The following is a 16,130-nucleotide window of genomic DNA, read 5'->3' as shown; positions in this document are numbered from 1 at the left end:
TCGAAATTGGGGACAGGCACCCCCGCACTTATTTTTCTGAAGGAAGTTTGACAGGTTTTAAAAATAAGTGCGGGGAGAGCCAGTCCCCGGAGGTCAATCAATAAGTTTCGCTGTAGTGTTAGAAGGAAAGCGCTAAACTGATACACAAAATCCGATTCCTGGGCATTCACCCCTTCTCAACAACTATAAAAACCATTTTCTGGAGGAACAATGCGCTTATATATCAGATCTGTCCTATTGTTGATCCTAATTTTTTTATGGTCAGGCGGCTTAGCTGGTGCTTCTCTGCCCGAGTTTTCGGATCTGGCTGAAAAAGCAGGTCCAGCCGTAGTCAATATCAGCACGGTCAAAAAAGTTGAGCGACCTGACATGGGCGATTTTTTCCGGGGATTCGGAGACCGTGGACACCCCTTTGAAGAATTTTTTGACCAGTTTGAGCGTTTTTTCGGAGAACGGGACCGCCAACCCAGAGAACAGCGATCACTTGGATCAGGTTTTATAATTTCTGAGGACGGATATGTTGTCACCAACAACCATGTAGTTGAAGGTGCTGACCAGATCAAGGCCACATTCAGTCTGGATGATGAAGAAAAGACCTTTGACGCCCGGATGGTGGGCACAGATCCCGAAACAGACCTGGCTCTTATAAAACTGGATACTGACATTGACCTGCCTACTCTGCAGTTCGGCAACTCAGATGATATGAAGGTAGGGCAGTGGGTGGTGGCTATAGGAAATCCCTTCGGCCTCAACCACACGGTTACCGCCGGCATTATCAGCGCCAAGGGACGGGTAATCGGTGCCGGGCCTTATGATAATTTCATCCAGACTGATGCCTCCATCAATCCAGGGAACAGCGGCGGACCTCTTTTAAACCTCCAGGGCGAGGTGATAGGAATTAATACCGCCATTGTGGCTGCGGGTCAGGGAATCGGATTTGCCATTCCAAGTACCATGGCTGAAAACATCATACATCAGCTCAAGACCGACCAGAAGGTCAGCCGGGGCTGGCTGGGGGTAACCATCCAGAACGTCGACCAGGATATTGCCAGTGCCCTGGAACTGGAAGAAGCCAGGGGAGCTCTGGTTGCCGGGGTAACGCCGGGTGATCCCGCCGAAAAAGCAGGGATGCAGGCCGGGGACGTTATAGTGCAGCTGAACGGTGAACCTGTTGAGGATTCGTCCGACCTCACAAGGAAAATCGGTCAGCTTTCTCCAGGCTCCGAAGCCACCGTAGGCTTCTGGCGAGAAGGAACTAAGAAAGAAGTTACTATAACCCTGGGTGAAAGAGACCTGGCTCGCTTAGAAGAGCGTCCAGGGCCTGAACCGGAAAGCGAGAAGGCTGACCTCGGCCTGTCTCTACGCTCACCTACCCAGGAAGAGGCTGAGCAACTGGGGCTTCGTGAGCCACAGGGGCTGCTTGTCACTGAGGTAGAGCTCAGATCTCCGGCTCACCGCGCGGATATCGCCCCCGGCGACCTGATTCTGCAGGCCAACGGCAAGCGGGTTGACAGCATCGATGACTTCTTCAGGATTCTGGAAGAAGACGCCAGGCCCAAACAGGTCATGATGCTTCTCGTAAACAGGCAGGGTCAGAATATCTTCAGGACTATCCCCATCAGGGATTAACCTGTAAAAGTTAACAACAAGGCGGTATTACAGCGGCATTGCCTCAGTAATGCCGCCTTTTCTATATTTTTATGAGCAAGACCTTCAGCTTAGCATCCGGCTGCAAAATCAACCTTTACCTGAGAATACTTGACATACGGCCGGATGGTTATCACAATCTGGAGTCAATTTTTTATCCACTGAGCTGGCCCCGGGACCAGATGAACATAGCTATTGACTCCAGCCCCGGCCTGACTCTGCGCTCCTGCCCCAAAAGCCTGGAAACCAGCAGCAATATATTGTTTCGCGCTTACAACCTTTTTACCTCAGCCAGTGGTTTTAAACCTGGGCTGAAGATATATTTGAACAAAAAAGTGCCGGTGGGTTCAGGTCTAGGAGGCGGCAGTGCCAACGCTGCCGCTTTCTTGCTTTTTCTAAACTCCCTTAATAAATCCAGGGCACTTCAAATAAAACACCTCATGGATCTGGCTGCAAAAACAGGGGCCGATGTACCCTTTTTTGTCTCCAACATTCCAGCACGTGTCAGTGGAAAGGGGGAAATCATCCAGCCGATAAACCTGAACCTCCAAGGCCTGCATGTACTTGTTGTCTGTCCTGGATTAATAATTGACACTGCCTGGGCGTACATGACACATGACCGGTACGCAAAAAGCAGTTCTGCCTTGACCAAGCCAGTATTGACAACCGGACCTACAAGTTATAAAGAAACCGGTTTTGAGCGGTTGATTCTCAGCAACTGTTTTGAACAAACTATTTTTGTTGAATATCCACAACTGGCCCAACTAAAATTGCAAATGCTCCAGGCAGGAGCAAACGGTTGTGTAATGAGCGGTTCCGGATCAAGCCTGTGCGCACTGTTCCGCAACAAAGGTAATCTTTTGCAGGCTTGCAACACCCTTGACCGTCAGAACATCTCATTTTATTATTCCACGATTAATTGATTGGGGCGTCGCCAAGCGGTAAGGCAACGGGTTTTGGTCCCGTCATTCGGAGGTTCGAATCCTTCCGCCCCAGCCAACAAAAGGACCAGGTTCATGCCCGGACACAGGGAACTGAAAATTGTTACCGGCAATGCCAACCCTGAACTGGCCAGGGGAATATGCGAACATCTGGGGATGACATTGAGTCCTACCCTGGTGTGTACATTCAGCGACGGTGAAAGCAGAGTTGAGATCGGAGACAATGTCCGTGGTGACGACGTCTTTGTGGTCCAGCCCACCTGCGCACCGGTCAACCACAATATCCTTGAACTGTGCCTCATGCTTGACGCCCTCAAACGAGCCAGCGTAGGCAGGGTTACCGCTGTTATACCGTATTATGGCTATGCCCGCCAGGACCGGAAGGTTGTCCCCAGGGTACCCATAAGCGCTAAACTGGTAGCGGATTTCATAGCGGTAGCCGGAGTCAACAGGATACTGACCATTGATCTGCATGCAGGTCAGATTCAGGCATTTTTCAATATTCCGGTAGACAACCTCTTTGCTGCTGAGGTACTTTTGACCTATCTAAAGCAGTTCGGGGATCAGGCAGTGGTGGTTTCCCCTGATGCCGGTGGCACTGAAAGGGCCAGGGCATATGCCAAGAGGATGGGGGCAGAACTGGCCATAATAGACAAGCGCCGGGACACTCCCAATACAGCCCAGGCCATGCGCGTCATAGGCGACGTCAAAGACAAGGTGGCCATTGTTCTGGATGACATGATCGACACCGGCGGGACCATGATGGAGGCCTCCAAAGTGTTGTCAGAAAAAGGGGCCAGCCAGGTTCTTGCCTGTGCTACCCACCCGGTACTTTCAGGGCCTGCTGTTGAAAGAATGGAGAAGTCTCACTTTTCCGAAATAGTGGTGACAGACACAATCCCTTTGGGTGAAAAGGCCAGGGCGAGCTCCAGGTTCAAGGTCATATCGGTGGCCAGCCTGCTTGCCAAGGCCATTCACAACATACATACCGAATCATCCGTAAGCGTGCTTTTTTCTCATTAGGCAGTTACCTCCCGGCAGCAAGCCAGGTTGCAAACTTTATCACCTGAATCCGTGAAATTTATTCATTTTCACGGATTCAGGGATAAACATAATGGTTTCTCCACAGGCCTGACCGGTATAAATATCTCAGTGAATTGAGAGTTCATAGTTCCTGGTTCTTAGTTCTTCATTCCTGGATATAAGAAATAAAATCAATAAATTTGCATAGATACCTGGTCTGGCCCGAAAGACATAATAATTAACAGGCCGGCATGTCTGCCGGTTCTGCATAAGGAGCAAGTAAACGATGTCCGAGCTTTACAATCTAAAAGTTGAAGTCCGAACTGAAACAGGAAAGTCCGCAGCCAGAAAGTTGCGCCGCACCGACTATGTTCCCGGAGTTTATTATAACGCCCAGGGAGACACCATGCCTCTGAAAATCAGAAATGGTCCGTTTTACAAAGCATGGAACCAGGTCGGTTTCACCAACGTAGTGGAACTGGAGTACACCCAGGCCGGAGAAACACAAAAAAAGCCCTGTCTTATCTGGTCCATAGACCGTCATCCCTACAAAAAAATATACATGCATGTGGACTTTTACGGAGTGGATCTCACCAAGGAAGTTACCGTCGCAGTACCGGTAGAGGTCACAGGTACCCCCAAAGGCGCCGAGGATGGCGGTATTATAAGATTCTTTCGAGAAACCCTGGATCTAACCTGTCTTCCGGCCAACATTCCCTCACAGGTGAATGTCAACGTTTCCAAACTGGAGATAGGCGACAACATTTACATAGAAGACCTGAAACTACCTGCAGGAGCTAAAGTGACTTTTGAGGAAAATTTTGCTGTTGTGGGCCTGGTGCCGCCCATGCAGGAAGAAGAACCCGAGAGAGCAGAGGAGGAGGAGGAGGAGACTGCAGAAGAGGAAAAGCATGCTGAATAGTATCTTTTTTTCGCTTTGCATGTCGCATGGCTTCCTGGCCGGAGGATGACCGGCTCTCCCCGCTCTTATTTTTTTTCAATTATTCTAAAAGCCTTTCTGCCATAAACATAAGTGCGGGGGTACCTGTCCCCATGCGACATGCAAAGCACTAAACAGATACAAAAGCGCTAGGCTGGGTTTGCCCGTTACCCAGGATATTGAAGTACTCTTATCCGACTTGGGACTGTCCCGCACTGATTTTTTCTGATGATTTTTTTTAGTTGATGGCTTTACAACAATATGTGATATAAGTGCGGGACTGTTCCAGTGCCAGGCGCTGGCCCCCCGTCTTGGCTCGAGTGTTCTTCTTTTTTGTGACAGGTTTTCAAGAGTTAGTCACTAAATGACAGGCAATGACAACACCACAAACCCTGTGATCGGCCCCAGACTCGTAGCAGGACTGGGCAATCCAGGCAGACGCTATGCCGGCACCAGGCACAATATGGGTTTTCTGGTCATTGACCGCCTGCTGGATAGTATCCAGACTGCAACAGGGCATGGATTGCGCTGTCTGGCTGACAATAATGAATTTGTGCTTTGGGAATGGGTCAGGCTCGAAGATCAGGCCTCCAGATATCTGCTGAAACCCTTAAGCTATATGAATCGCAGTGGAATTGCTGTTGCTTACCATGCTGGTCGCCTGAACATTCCAGCTGAAAAAATCCTTGTAATACACGACGAAGTGGACCTGCCTCTGGGCAGAGTAAAGCTTAAGTTCGGCGGCGGCCTGGCTGGTCACAACGGCCTGCGTTCCATTACCGAACTTCTGGGCACCAAAGATTTCGCCAGACTCAGGATGGGGATCGGTCGTCCTGAAGATCAATCCCCTCTTAGTCATTATGTACTTCAAAAGTTCACGCCTGGGGAACATGACCTGTTACAGCAATCATTGGAGAAGGCCATTAATTCAATAAAGATCATATTTACTCATGATGAGCAAAAGGCCCTGCAGGTCATCAATACGTAACCGTTCAGGCGGTTCTCGATGTAGATGCCGGCAATCAGGCCTTGGATGTGACCCGGAACTGTCCCCGCTTTAGGTGGACTTTCCCTCTCTGAGTACCACTTGTGAAGGTAATAATAATTACGCATAGGTTTTTTTGTGGTTCTTCCGGTTTAAGCGTACTTGCATGTAAAGAAAAGAATATCTCACGCCCGGCCTAAGAAGGCCTTGAGCCGCAGAGCCCGCAGAGAGAAGAGCAGGAGGACGAGGTATCAGTATTCTTAGCCACATGCAAAGCGCTAAACAGATACCCTGAAAAAGTCTTGATAAGCCATGGACTATTTTTATGCTTTAGGTTAAGATAACTTCCACAGGCAATGAAGAAGCCTGATGACCTTAGGAGTCAGCAATTTCTCTTATTCCTTCGATATCCGAAATAATAAGCTTGCCGGGTGTTTTTATCCCGCCTGCTCAGGTAATATCCGGCGTTGTGCGGGATAACTCCGACGAACAGGCTGATTCGGTTCAAGTTTTGGAGGCCTATAGTGTTTTCAATTGGCGAGTTGGTTGTTTATCCTGCTCAGGGTGTGGGCAGGGTTGAAAAAATTGAAGAACAGGAGTTGGGGGGTGCCAAGGCAACACTTTATATTGTGCGTATCCTGAGCAACAATGTCACCCTTATGGTTCCGGTAAACAATGCAACAAATGTAGGCTTGAGGCCTGTAAGCGACCTGCAGGAGGGCCTTAAAATCCTTTCTTTTCTCGAAGACCGTTCAGACTTTACCGGATATTCCGGACAGAACTGGAATCGGCGATATCGGGAATATTCCGACAAACTCAAGAGCAAGGATCTCACTGATGTAGCTTATGTCCTTAAAGAACTTTTTCTGATCAGCCGGGACAAAGAACTCTCATTTGGTGAACGAAGACTAATGGAACAGGCCATGACTCTTATCTCCATGGAGTTGTCCTATTCCCTGAAGATTGATCAGCCTGAGGCCAAAGCTAAAGTTGAGTCCCTTTTTTCCGACATCCTAAGTCCGGAAATACATGAAGAAGATCATCGGGAGTGATATTAAAACCCGGACACAGACCTTAGACCACAGGACCGTGCCTTTATTGGCATTTTTTTCGGCTCCCGCAAATATTGTATGTCTTTCTAACGCGGGCTTTGTCATCAACCCAATATGAAAAGAGTATTTTATCCACCCCAGGACGTGTGGCCGTCCTGGACCAAATTCCCCGAAGACAGGCTACCCCGGACACAACCTGATAAATATATGCGACAGTATCTGATTAGTCCTTACGAGGAAATTATGGGATAGTCCGGCACTCACCTTAATCAACTAAACAAGCCGGCTGGAAACACATACTATCCCTGGTGAGTGCCGGAGGGGTCCCGGAAGAACCATACCCCATGCAATATGCAAAGCGCTGAATGATGGATGCCGAAAGAGCCTCTTCAGCTCCATTATCTCATTTTGGAACAGCTACCCCGCATTTTCGTAACCATTCAGGGGGTGCCGGAACCGGCCCGGGGACAGTCCCCGCGACACCTGTCCTGCACAGATGAAATATGACAAACGCTAAGCTGTGTGAACCTGCATAGATAGTACTTAGCGGGGACAGTCCCCAGGGCCTGGTACCAGCAATCAATACCCAGGCCCCTCTGAATGGTTACGCATTTTCTATCTGAAGGAATTTTTTCGGATTATTACAAATATTTGCCGGGAGGCCATTCCCCGGAGGTAAATTTTTTAGTTTCACTGCAGTGTTTAAGACTCATCATCAAAGTCACTCAGGTATAATCCCATTAGCCCAGGCAGCCAGCTTCCTTGACAGTCAACTTTCTGTAACTTCTCAAAGACTCCGGGCGGTATTCCTGGATACCGACTTTCGCCGGTATGACATCACAATTTAATGATCTGCTCTCATTCGTCATTCCAGCGCAATCCGGAATCCAGATCTTTTCTTTGGGGTATCTGTTTAGCGCTTTTCAGGAAAGCTGGGGACAGGTTGAAAAGTTTTATAAGTTTCGCTGTAGTGCTATAGTGCTAATAGTTTTGGTTAATACTTAACTTTTTTGTTTCCACTATTAATTACTTCTTCAGGAGATAATATTCATGAACCTGTCTGATCTCAAAACCAAGTCCATGAGAGAATTGATGCAGTTGTCCAAGGAGTATGAAATCGAAAACCCCAGCGGATTGCGCAAACAGGAATTGATTTTTGCCATCTTGCAGTCCTGTGCCTCTCAAAACGGTACCGTTTCAGGAGAGGGAGTTCTGGAAATTCTGCCTGATGGTTTCGGCTTCCTGCGATCGCCCATGTACAGCTATATGCCTGGACCAGACGACATATACGTCTCACCCTCCCAGATCCGCAAGTTTGGGCTGCGTACCGGGGATGTAGTTGCAGGACAGATCCGCCCCCCCAAGGAAGGTGAGCGTTACTTTGCACTTTTGAGGGTCAACCAGGTGGGATATGGAGAGCCATCCGAATCCAAGAGCCTGGTACTTTTTGATAACCTGACCCCTATTTACCCGGACCTGCGCTTTGTAATGGAAAACGGAGCGCAAAATTACTCTTCGCGGGTCCTTGACCTTTTAAGTCCGATAGGCACAGGCCAGAGGGGACTTATTGTAGCGCCGCCCAGGACGGGAAAAACCATTCTGCTGCAGTCCATTGCCAATTCCATCAACACCAACAATCCTGACGTTTTCATGATTGTACTTCTGATAGATGAGCGCCCTGAAGAAGTAACTGACATGGAAAGAACCGTCAGCGCTGAAGTAGTCAGTTCCACATTTGACGAACCCCCTCAGAGGCATGTCCAGGTTGCGGAAATGGTCCTGGAAAAAGCCAAAAGGCTGGTGGAAAGAAAGAATGACGTGGTTATTCTCCTGGACAGCATTACCAGGCTGGGGCGGGCCTACAACACCATAACCCCTTCATCGGGCCGGGTGCTTTCCGGAGGTCTGGACTCCAACGCCCTGCAAAGGCCCAAGAGGTTCTTCGGAGCCGCCAGAAATATTGAAGAAGGAGGCAGCCTGACAATTATTGCAACTGCTCTTATTGACACCGGATCCAGGATGGACGAGGTCATCTTCGAAGAATTCAAAGGCACCGGCAATATGGAGATTTACCTGGATCGCCACCTTGCAGACAAGAGGGTTTTCCCGGCCATTGACATCAACCGATCCGGCACCCGCAAGGAAGACCTGCTCTTGTCCGAGGACGTGCTCAACAAGGTCTGGATCCTCCGCAAAGTTCTTGCGCCCATGAATAGTATTGACAGTATGGAATTTCTGCTTGATAAGATGAAAGGAACCAAAAGCAACAGGGAGTTTTTGGACATGATGAACAAGTAGATTGCAAGCAAAGTCCCTGCTTTGCATAATCTCGGGCTGTCCTTAAGACAGCTCCCCGGGTTTTTACCATGCCGAGCCTTTACCGTCTGAAAGTTTTCACCTGCCTTCTCCTGATGCTGGCATTGTGTGTTCCCGCATCACAGGTCAACTCCTTTATATTCGGCGAGTTTACCATTAGTGACGAGGCAGAACTGGGCCAAAAGGTACACAGACTTATACGGAGCAATTTTGAGGTGGTCCAGGATCCGGTAATCACCGGCTACGTCCAGGAAATCGCTTCCAGGCTTGAAAAAGCCGCCCCGCCCCAGCCTTTCCCGCTTCAGGTGGATGTTGTAGAGGACAGATCCCTGAATGCGATGGCTACTGTAGCAGGGTACATGGTCCTTTTTTCGGGCATGATAACCAGGATGGAAACCGAGTCCGAACTAGCTTACATCATGAGCCATGAGCTGGCGCACATTACTCAGAGGCACGTTGCCCGGAATATTGAGCGTTCAAAAAAAATCAGCGCCGGCGCCCTGCTGGGCATTATCGCCGGAGCTCTTGTGGGTGCGGACGCCGGCCAGACTCTTGCAGTGGGCTCCATAGCAGGAGCACAATCCGCTTTTTTAAGTTATTCCAGAGAGGACGAGCGGGAAGCTGACCATATTGGAATGAATTACCTCATCCAGGCAGGCTACAACCCTGAAGGAGCGGTTTCAGCCCTGCAGAAGATCAGGCGGCTGCAGTTTTTCGCTGGTGGAGATATTCCCTCCTACATGAGCACCCACCCCGGGGTAGATGAACGTATCAACTATTTGAGGAATCGCATTGAACGGCTGGATGACCATCTCCTTGAGCGCCAAGACGACAACCGCAAACTTTACAGGGTGCAGACTCTTCTGCGGGCCAGGCATGACGACCCTGCGGCAGCCCTGGATCACTTTCGCAAAGAGACCGGGGATGAATGCCTGGCCAACCTGGGCCAGGGGATAGCCAACAGCCGTATGAACCGGGTGCGGGACGCTCAGCAGAATTTTGAAAAACTTCTGTCCTGCGATGACAGTGATCCCCTGTTCCTGAGGGAGGCCGGCAGGTTTTATTTTCAGTATGACCAGTTGGCAAAAGCAGGCGAGCTTCTGCAGAAAGCAGTAATGTTGAACCCTGAAGACAGTCTCGCTCTTTTATTCTATGCCAGAGTTCTGGCTGAAAAGGGCGACAGGGATACCGCCATCAACTACTTTCATGAAGCCTTGAAAAAAATGCCAGAAAACCCCCGGGTGCATGAGTACCTGGCCCGCACTTACGGAGGCGGAGGCGACAACTTCATGGCTCACCTGCATATGGCTTATGCCCACATTTTCAGCAATCAGAGAAGCAGGGCTGATTTTCACCTGGCCAGAGCCAGAGAGGCGGCCCAGAGCCCGGAGCAGGAACAAAAACTGAAGGAACTGAAAAATGCTTATGAGGAAAGGCTCAAGTACTGGAAAAAATCCTGACTTGATCGTATCTGTTCAGAGCTTTGCATGCCGCACTGCTTCATGCCCGGAGGCATACAGCCCGGAGGATGTCGGCTCTCCCGGCACTGTTTTTTATGGACAATCGTTTTATTTTATGATAGATACGCCTGTTCAAATTGCCTGTTGCTTATAAAACAGCGCATTTTTTTGGGTATTTCCTGTCACGATAATAACAACAATTCATATCAGGAGGAAACACATGTTCTTGGAAACCGTAATTTTTGCCATGGGAGCTGACCCTGAATCCGGAGCTGGCAGCCCCCTGGCTGCTTTCGTACCCTTGATCCTCATGTTCGCCATCTTTTATTTTCTGTTGATACGACCTCAGCAGAAAAAGGCAAAAGAACATCGAAACGTTCTGGCCAACCTCAAAAGAGGAGACAATGTGCTCACCAATGGCGGGCTGTATGCACGAATTTCAGACATTCAAAGCGAAGTGCTGACCCTGGAGATAGGCGACAACACCAAAATAAAGGCCAATCGTAATTATATCGCAGGCCTGGCTGATCCCAGCCATGATGCAGTAAAAAGAGAATAATCCGGTCCTGCTATCCCGGGTGCATGCCAAGGCAACACCAATCAAGTCAAGCCTGAAAACCACATCTTTTTCAGATAAGGTCAGGTTGCAAGATATTAGGCAGGGCGTATATTTTTTTGCCCTGAAGGAAATGATCCTTAAATCCAGAGGGATGCACTGGAACTTTTTACTGTCAAGGCGATAAGAAAATTAATTTAATTTCAGGATAGTTACTCATGAAGGCCAACCTGCGTTGGAAAATTCCCATCATATTACTGGTGCTGTTTGTCAGCCTGGCATTTTTTCTGCCTACTTTTTCCCAGATCAAGGATTCAAAACTTGGTCAATACCTTCCTGACAGACAGTTGAACCTTGGTCTGGACCTACAGGGTGGAATCCACCTCATGCTTGGGGTCGAGACAGAAAAAGCCATGGAAAGATCCCTGGCCCAGGCGGGACGGGATATTCGTGAAGATGCCAGGCATAATGAAATCCATGTTCTCCGGCCCACGGTGAACGAGGATACTCAATTGGAGTTTACCCTCCTTAGAAGCCAGCAGCAGGGTCAACTGGAGCAGCTTCTGAGGGACAGACATCCCAACCTGGAAGTGGTGGACAAAGTGCAGCAGGAGGACGACCGCATCCGCTACACCCTGGAATATATCCCGCAGCTCAAACAAGAGATGCACAATATGACCATGGACCAGGCTGTCAAAACCATCCGCAACCGTATAGATCAGTTCGGCCTGGCAGAACCGGACATCCGCAAACAGGAAGAGGACCGGATTCAGGTCCAGCTCCCTGGTATGGACGATCCTGAAAGGGCCATTGATATCATCGGTCAGACCGCACATCTGGAATTCAAGCTTGTAGACGAGGACGCCGATCTTCGAAGGGCCGAGGAAGGGATTCTTCCTCCGGGAAGCCGTCTGTACTACCAGATCACAGAACTTCCGGACGGCACTGAACGCAGGGACCCTGTAGTTCTCAGGGACGAAACCCTCATGAGCGGGGAACATATTACCAACGCCCATACAGCTTTTGACGAGCGCAACAACCCTTACGTCTCTCTGACCTTTGACTCCCGCGGCGCCAGGATTTTCGAGAGGATCACCGGGGAAAACATCCGGGAAAGGCTGGCCATTGTTCTGGACGGAGAAGTCTATTCTACACCGGTTATCCAGGAAAGGATTTCCGGAGGCAGGGCCAGCATAACAGGCCGGTTTACAGTTCAGGAAGCACATGACCTTGCGGTTGTTTTAAGGGCCGGAGCGCTGCCTGCACCTGTGCACATCATGGAAGAAAGGACTGTCGGGCCTTCCCTGGGGCAGGAGTCCATCGAACGTGGTGTGCGCTCAGCCCTCATCGGAGGGGCTCTGGTGGTGATATTCATGGTTTTTTACTTCGGTTTCGCCGGGGTTGTAGCCAACACTGTCCTGGCCCTGAATATTATTCTGATACTGGCCGGGCTTGCAGGCTTCGGGGCTACTCTTACCCTGCCTGGAATAGCCGGGATCATACTCACCATCGGAATTGCAGTGGATGCCAATGTGCTGATTTTTGAACGTATACGGGAAGAATTGAGGCGAGGGCTTTCGCCCAGGGCAGCGGTACAGGAGGGATACAACCGTGCCACGCTGACCATTCTGGATGCCAATGTCACCACTGTCATAGCGGCCCTTATTCTTTATCAGTTCGGTACCGGACCCGTAAGAGGATTTGCCGTCACCCTTACTCTGGGTATTTTGGCATCCATGTTTACTGCCATTTTTGTGTCCAGGGTCATCTTTGATCTCTGGATTTCCTATCGCAAACCAAAAACAGCACTCAACATTTAAACGTGTAAGGCAGAACCATAATGGGTTTTCAGATAATCAGACCGGATACCAGATTTGACTTTATGGGCTGGCGACGCCTGGCCCTGATTATTTCCCTGGCTCTTATACTGCTGGGTCTTACCTCCCTGTTGATCAAAGGGGGTCCAAGGTACGGCATCGACTTCGCCGGCGGGGTTATTATCCAGATCAAGTTTGAATCTGAAGTGGATATGCGTCACCTGGAATCCCTTCTGCAACAGGCCCGGTTGCAGGGCATGTCCCTCCAGACCTTCGGAGACCGCGGGGACAACGAATACCTGGTCCGGACTTCTGCAGAGGAAATGACCACTAGCGATGTCCGGCAAAGAACCCGTGAAGCCCTGAATGCAGAGTTTCAGGAGGATGAATACTCATTTCAGAGACTGGAAATGGTAGGTCCGCGTGTTGGGGAGGAGCTGCGTGAAAACGCACTGCAGGCACTTTTCTTTGCAGTATTGCTGATTTCCATTTATATTTCCGGACGCTTTGAACATAAGTGGTTTATCGCAGGCTTCATGGCGGCAGGTCTGGGACTGGGGGTCTACTTCCTGAAGATCCTGGCCGTGCCGCTGGTCTTTCTCATTTTGGGCGCCCTTTTGATATCATTGATCTTTTTCTGGTATCTCAGGCTGAGTTTTGCTCTGGGTGCGGTTCTAGCCCTGATTCACGATGTGCTGATAACTGTGGGGATATTCTCGCTGCTCAACAAGGAATTCGATCTGAGTATCGTGGCCGCCTTACTGACAATCATTGGGTATTCCCTTAATGACACCATTGTCATCTATGACCGCATCCGTGAAAATATGCGTAAAAAAATTAGTGAGTCCCTTTCGCATACCATCAACATCAGCCTCAACCAGACCCTGAGTCGTACCCTTGTAACTTCAGGGACCACCCTCATGGTCATTTTGTCCCTGCTCATCCTTGGTGGGGGCATAATTCACGATTTTGCCTTTGCCCTGCTGGTGGGAGTAGTTGTGGGCACCTATTCCTCGATCTTCGTGGCCAGTTCTATACTCCTGAAGCTGAGACCTGAAATTCCAGGCGAGGAGGAAAAGGAAGAAATTATCGATGTGAAAACCAGGATGGCCCAGCGGGCTCAGAAGAAAAGAGCATAGAACGTAAAACCAGCACCTTGAATCCTGACGCTGACTATGCCTGCAACCCAGTTGTCAGTTATATTTTAGTGGCTTACTCCTGAAATCCTGTCAAAAAAGCTCTTTTCTTTATTGGGTTGCGGGCGTAGCCCGCCTTGGATTAAAGCGGCCTTTGTCGGCACCCCATGATATCGAAGAAATAATTGTAAGGCTCCGGGAGTAATAACCCCGGAGCCCTTTCGTTTTTATAACGCCATTAAAACATATCCTTCTCAGTTTCCTGAATAGTCTTTTCCACGCTGGCGTGAAGCTCAGCGGGCAACCCCATGATATCCACATTCATAAAGCCCCGGACAATGGTCGAGGTCGCTTCTTCTTCGTCTAGTCCTCGAGCCATGAGGTATTCTATCTCTTCCTGAGCTATTTTGCCCACAGCAGCCTCATGGGACAATTCCACGCCTGGAACAGTAGCTTTTAATTCCGGGATAGCATGGATTATACCGTTTGAAAGCACCAATCCCTTGCACTCCAGATGCCCCTTTGCAGGAGCAATATTACCCTCGATAATTCCGGGAGCGATTATTGTACCTCCGGTAGTAATGGTCCTGGAGATGATTTCCCCCCTGGTATCAGGGGCATTGAGCACTATCTTGTTTCCGGAGTCTATGTAGGATCCTTTGGGAGCCACCAGGATGGAATTAAATCTGGCCACAGCCCTCGCCCCGTTTAGATATACGGTGGGAAAAGACTGTATCGACTTCACCGGTCGAAGCAGAATATAATTACTTGCAAAAACTCCATCCTCTTCGACTATAGCCATGGTCCTGGGACGGACCATGACCTCGCTGCCCCAGTTGTGAACCATAGTAAAGGTAAGTTTGCCCCCCTTTTTGATGTAGACCTCGGAAATACCCAGGTGCAGGGCAGAGGTCACATTCTCCGAGGTGGTGCAGCCTGTAATGACATGCAGCTCTGAATCTTCCTCCACCACAATGATGTTGTGTACGTTCTGACCGACGTTCTCGCCTTTGATAAACAGGCAGGACTGGACAGGATCCTGTATCTTGGCACCCTTTTTCGTCCTGATAAAGTACCCTCCATGCACTTTTTCTGCTGCAGCCCTGGTGAATTCGTCCTTCTCCTTGTCAACCGCCTGCCAATAGTACTCCGGCAGCCCGTCGTAAGTGTCCAGGGCCTCCTTGATATCCATGATTTCGACATCTTTCCGGGAGGAACTGCAATGCACCTTGGAGTGGTTGATGTGCAGATAAGATCCGCTTCGCTGGGTCTGGTTGGTATCCACTCCGGCCATCAGCAACCGCTTGCGGTCTTCATCGCTCAGTTGCCTCAAGTCCTTCAGAGCAGACTGCTCCTGCTGGTCAAAACTGTATTTGCCAAGGTCTACTCTGGGACTTTCGCATTCGTTTAGTTGAGACATCTTACACACTCCTTATAGCCGTATTTGCTGATATGATCCAGGATATCCCTGGGCCTTGCAGTGCAGCATAGTTTGCCTTCATAAAGAACCTGGCCTCTGTCGGCGTTGATATAATCCAGTATATAACCTGTATGGGTGATAATCAGCCCGGATGTCTGATGTCTGGACTTCAGTTCTTTCATGGAAACCCCGTTTCTCGGTTCCAGAGGACCATCCAGAATGGACTTGATAATCCTGCCGATGAGTGCCATATTTTCCAGGTCCACGCCTGACTCCGGTTCATCGAATAATATCAGGCTTGGATCCTGAGCCATAAGCTGCAAAAGCTCCGACCTCTTTATTTCACCACCGGAAAAACCGGCATTAATGTCTCGCTCCAGCAGTTCCGAAAAATTTACTTCCTTTGCAAGATCTTCTATGTCAACCTTTCTATCCCCTGCACAAAGCCTGACCATATCCCTGGTCTTGAGCCCGTGGATAGTCGGCGGACGTTGAAATGACATGCCAATACCAAGCCTTGCCCGTTCGTAAGCAGGCATGCTGGTGATGTCATGATCGTTGTAATAGATCCTGCCCTGAACGACCTCGTAGCCGTCAAAACCCATAAGGGTCATCAGCAGGGAAGTCTTACCGGAACCGTTGGGCCCAAACAGAATATAATTCTCGCCATCACTTATGTGCAGGTTGATTCCCTTGAGAATCTCCTTGCCGCCCACCTTTACGTACAAATCTTCCATTTTGAGCATAACAACTCCTCGTGTATGCGTTGATTGGTCCTTGTTTGCGAATATTTGCAATTGTTTGACTGTAACCGTTGTAACTTCTCAATAATTCCGG

At 49.5% G+C, this 16,130-nt stretch carries 13 protein-coding genes and 1 tRNA gene; 12 read left to right on the top strand and 2 right to left on the bottom strand.

Annotated features, from left to right (window positions below):
• Positions 1-210: 210 nt before the first annotated feature.
• From QZP87_RS04330 to secF, 12 genes are all read left to right on the top strand, one after another.
• Positions 211-1,629, top strand: a complete 1,419-nt coding sequence (locus tag QZP87_RS04330; protein ID WP_291321692.1) for a DegQ family serine endoprotease — start codon at positions 211-213, stop codon at positions 1,627-1,629.
• A 71-nt stretch (positions 1,630-1,700) separates the two neighbouring features.
• A complete protein-coding gene (gene ispE / locus QZP87_RS04325) occupies positions 1,701-2,570 on the top strand; it encodes a 4-(cytidine 5'-diphospho)-2-C-methyl-D-erythritol kinase (RefSeq protein ID WP_291321691.1) in 870 nt (289 codons plus the stop codon).
• 1 nt (position 2,571) lies between these two features.
• Positions 2,572-2,646: transfer RNA gene (locus QZP87_RS04320), tRNA-Gln, on the top strand.
• Between the two features lie 17 nt (positions 2,647-2,663).
• Positions 2,664-3,611: a ribose-phosphate pyrophosphokinase gene (locus QZP87_RS04315; RefSeq protein ID WP_291321690.1), complete on the top strand. Its 948-nt coding sequence runs from the start codon at positions 2,664-2,666 to the stop codon at positions 3,609-3,611.
• Between the two features lie 286 nt (positions 3,612-3,897).
• Complete coding sequence (locus QZP87_RS04310; protein ID WP_291321689.1) at positions 3,898-4,533, top strand: 50S ribosomal protein L25; 636 nt, start codon at positions 3,898-3,900, stop codon at positions 4,531-4,533.
• 382 nt (positions 4,534-4,915) lie between these two features.
• Positions 4,916-5,539: an aminoacyl-tRNA hydrolase gene (pth, locus tag QZP87_RS04305; RefSeq protein WP_291321688.1), complete on the top strand. Its 624-nt coding sequence runs from the start codon at positions 4,916-4,918 to the stop codon at positions 5,537-5,539.
• Between the two features lie 521 nt (positions 5,540-6,060).
• The gene (locus QZP87_RS04300) at positions 6,061-6,588 is read left to right on the top strand and encodes a CarD family transcriptional regulator (RefSeq protein ID WP_291321687.1); all 528 of its coding nucleotides are present in this window, start codon (positions 6,061-6,063) and stop codon (positions 6,586-6,588) included.
• 1,050 nt (positions 6,589-7,638) lie between these two features.
• Entirely contained in the window at positions 7,639-8,886 is a 1,248-nt protein-coding gene (rho, locus tag QZP87_RS04295; RefSeq protein WP_291321686.1) for a transcription termination factor Rho, read from the top strand.
• 68 nt (positions 8,887-8,954) lie between these two features.
• On the top strand, positions 8,955-10,364 hold the full coding sequence (locus tag QZP87_RS04290) for a M48 family metalloprotease (protein ID WP_291321685.1): 1,410 nt from the start codon (positions 8,955-8,957) through the stop codon (positions 10,362-10,364).
• Positions 10,365-10,584: 220 nt separating this feature from the next.
• Positions 10,585-10,923 (top strand): preprotein translocase subunit YajC, encoded by a 339-nt coding sequence (gene yajC, locus QZP87_RS04285; protein ID WP_291321684.1) that lies wholly within the window; start codon positions 10,585-10,587, stop codon positions 10,921-10,923.
• A gap of 215 nt (positions 10,924-11,138) precedes the next feature.
• Complete coding sequence (gene secD, locus QZP87_RS04280) at positions 11,139-12,740, top strand: protein translocase subunit SecD (protein ID WP_291321683.1); 1,602 nt, start codon at positions 11,139-11,141, stop codon at positions 12,738-12,740.
• Positions 12,741-12,760: 20 nt separating this feature from the next.
• Complete coding sequence (secF, locus tag QZP87_RS04275; protein WP_291321682.1) at positions 12,761-13,876, top strand: protein translocase subunit SecF; 1,116 nt, start codon at positions 12,761-12,763, stop codon at positions 13,874-13,876.
• 235 nt (positions 13,877-14,111) lie between these two features.
• On the opposite strand, the gene QZP87_RS04270 is transcribed toward secF, so the two are convergent.
• Positions 14,112-15,293, bottom strand: a complete 1,182-nt coding sequence (locus tag QZP87_RS04270) for a SufD family Fe-S cluster assembly protein (protein WP_291321681.1) — start codon at positions 15,291-15,293, stop codon at positions 14,112-14,114.
• Entirely contained in the window at positions 15,281-16,039 is a 759-nt protein-coding gene (locus tag QZP87_RS04265; protein WP_291321680.1) for an ABC transporter ATP-binding protein, read from the bottom strand. Before QZP87_RS04265 ends, QZP87_RS04270 begins: the two co-directional genes overlap by 13 nt.
• Positions 16,040-16,130: the final 91 nt, after the last annotated feature.

This window comes from Desulfonatronospira sp. (assembly GCA_003563255.1).
Lineage (GTDB): Bacteria > Desulfobacterota > Desulfovibrionia > Desulfovibrionales > Desulfonatronovibrionaceae > Desulfonatronospira.
Note: the sequence above shows the minus strand (reverse complement) of the source record. Positions and strands in the feature narration are given on the sequence as shown.

What these genes read in the sequence shown, in the direction of transcription:
- QZP87_RS04330 (WP_291321692.1), top strand. Translation starts at nt 211, where the DNA reads ATGCGCTTATATATCAGATCTGTCCTATTGTTGATCCTAATTTTTTTA.
- ispE (WP_291321691.1), top strand. Translation starts at nt 1,701, where the DNA reads ATGAGCAAGACCTTCAGCTTAGCATCCGGCTGCAAAATCAACCTTTAC.
- QZP87_RS04315 (WP_291321690.1), top strand. Translation starts at nt 2,664, where the DNA reads ATGCCCGGACACAGGGAACTGAAAATTGTTACCGGCAATGCCAACCCT.
- QZP87_RS04310 (WP_291321689.1), top strand. Translation starts at nt 3,898, where the DNA reads ATGTCCGAGCTTTACAATCTAAAAGTTGAAGTCCGAACTGAAACAGGA.
- pth (WP_291321688.1), top strand. Translation starts at nt 4,916, where the DNA reads ATGACAGGCAATGACAACACCACAAACCCTGTGATCGGCCCCAGACTC.
- rho (WP_291321686.1), top strand. Translation starts at nt 7,639, where the DNA reads ATGAACCTGTCTGATCTCAAAACCAAGTCCATGAGAGAATTGATGCAG.
- QZP87_RS04290 (WP_291321685.1), top strand. Translation starts at nt 8,955, where the DNA reads ATGCCGAGCCTTTACCGTCTGAAAGTTTTCACCTGCCTTCTCCTGATG.
- yajC (WP_291321684.1), top strand. Translation starts at nt 10,585, where the DNA reads ATGTTCTTGGAAACCGTAATTTTTGCCATGGGAGCTGACCCTGAATCC.
- secD (WP_291321683.1), top strand. Translation starts at nt 11,139, where the DNA reads ATGAAGGCCAACCTGCGTTGGAAAATTCCCATCATATTACTGGTGCTG.
- secF (WP_291321682.1), top strand. Translation starts at nt 12,761, where the DNA reads ATGGGTTTTCAGATAATCAGACCGGATACCAGATTTGACTTTATGGGC.
- QZP87_RS04270 (WP_291321681.1), bottom strand. Translation starts at nt 15,293, where the DNA reads ATGTCTCAACTAAACGAATGCGAAAGTCCCAGAGTAGACCTTGGCAAA.
- QZP87_RS04265 (WP_291321680.1), bottom strand. Translation starts at nt 16,039, where the DNA reads ATGCTCAAAATGGAAGATTTGTACGTAAAGGTGGGCGGCAAGGAGATT.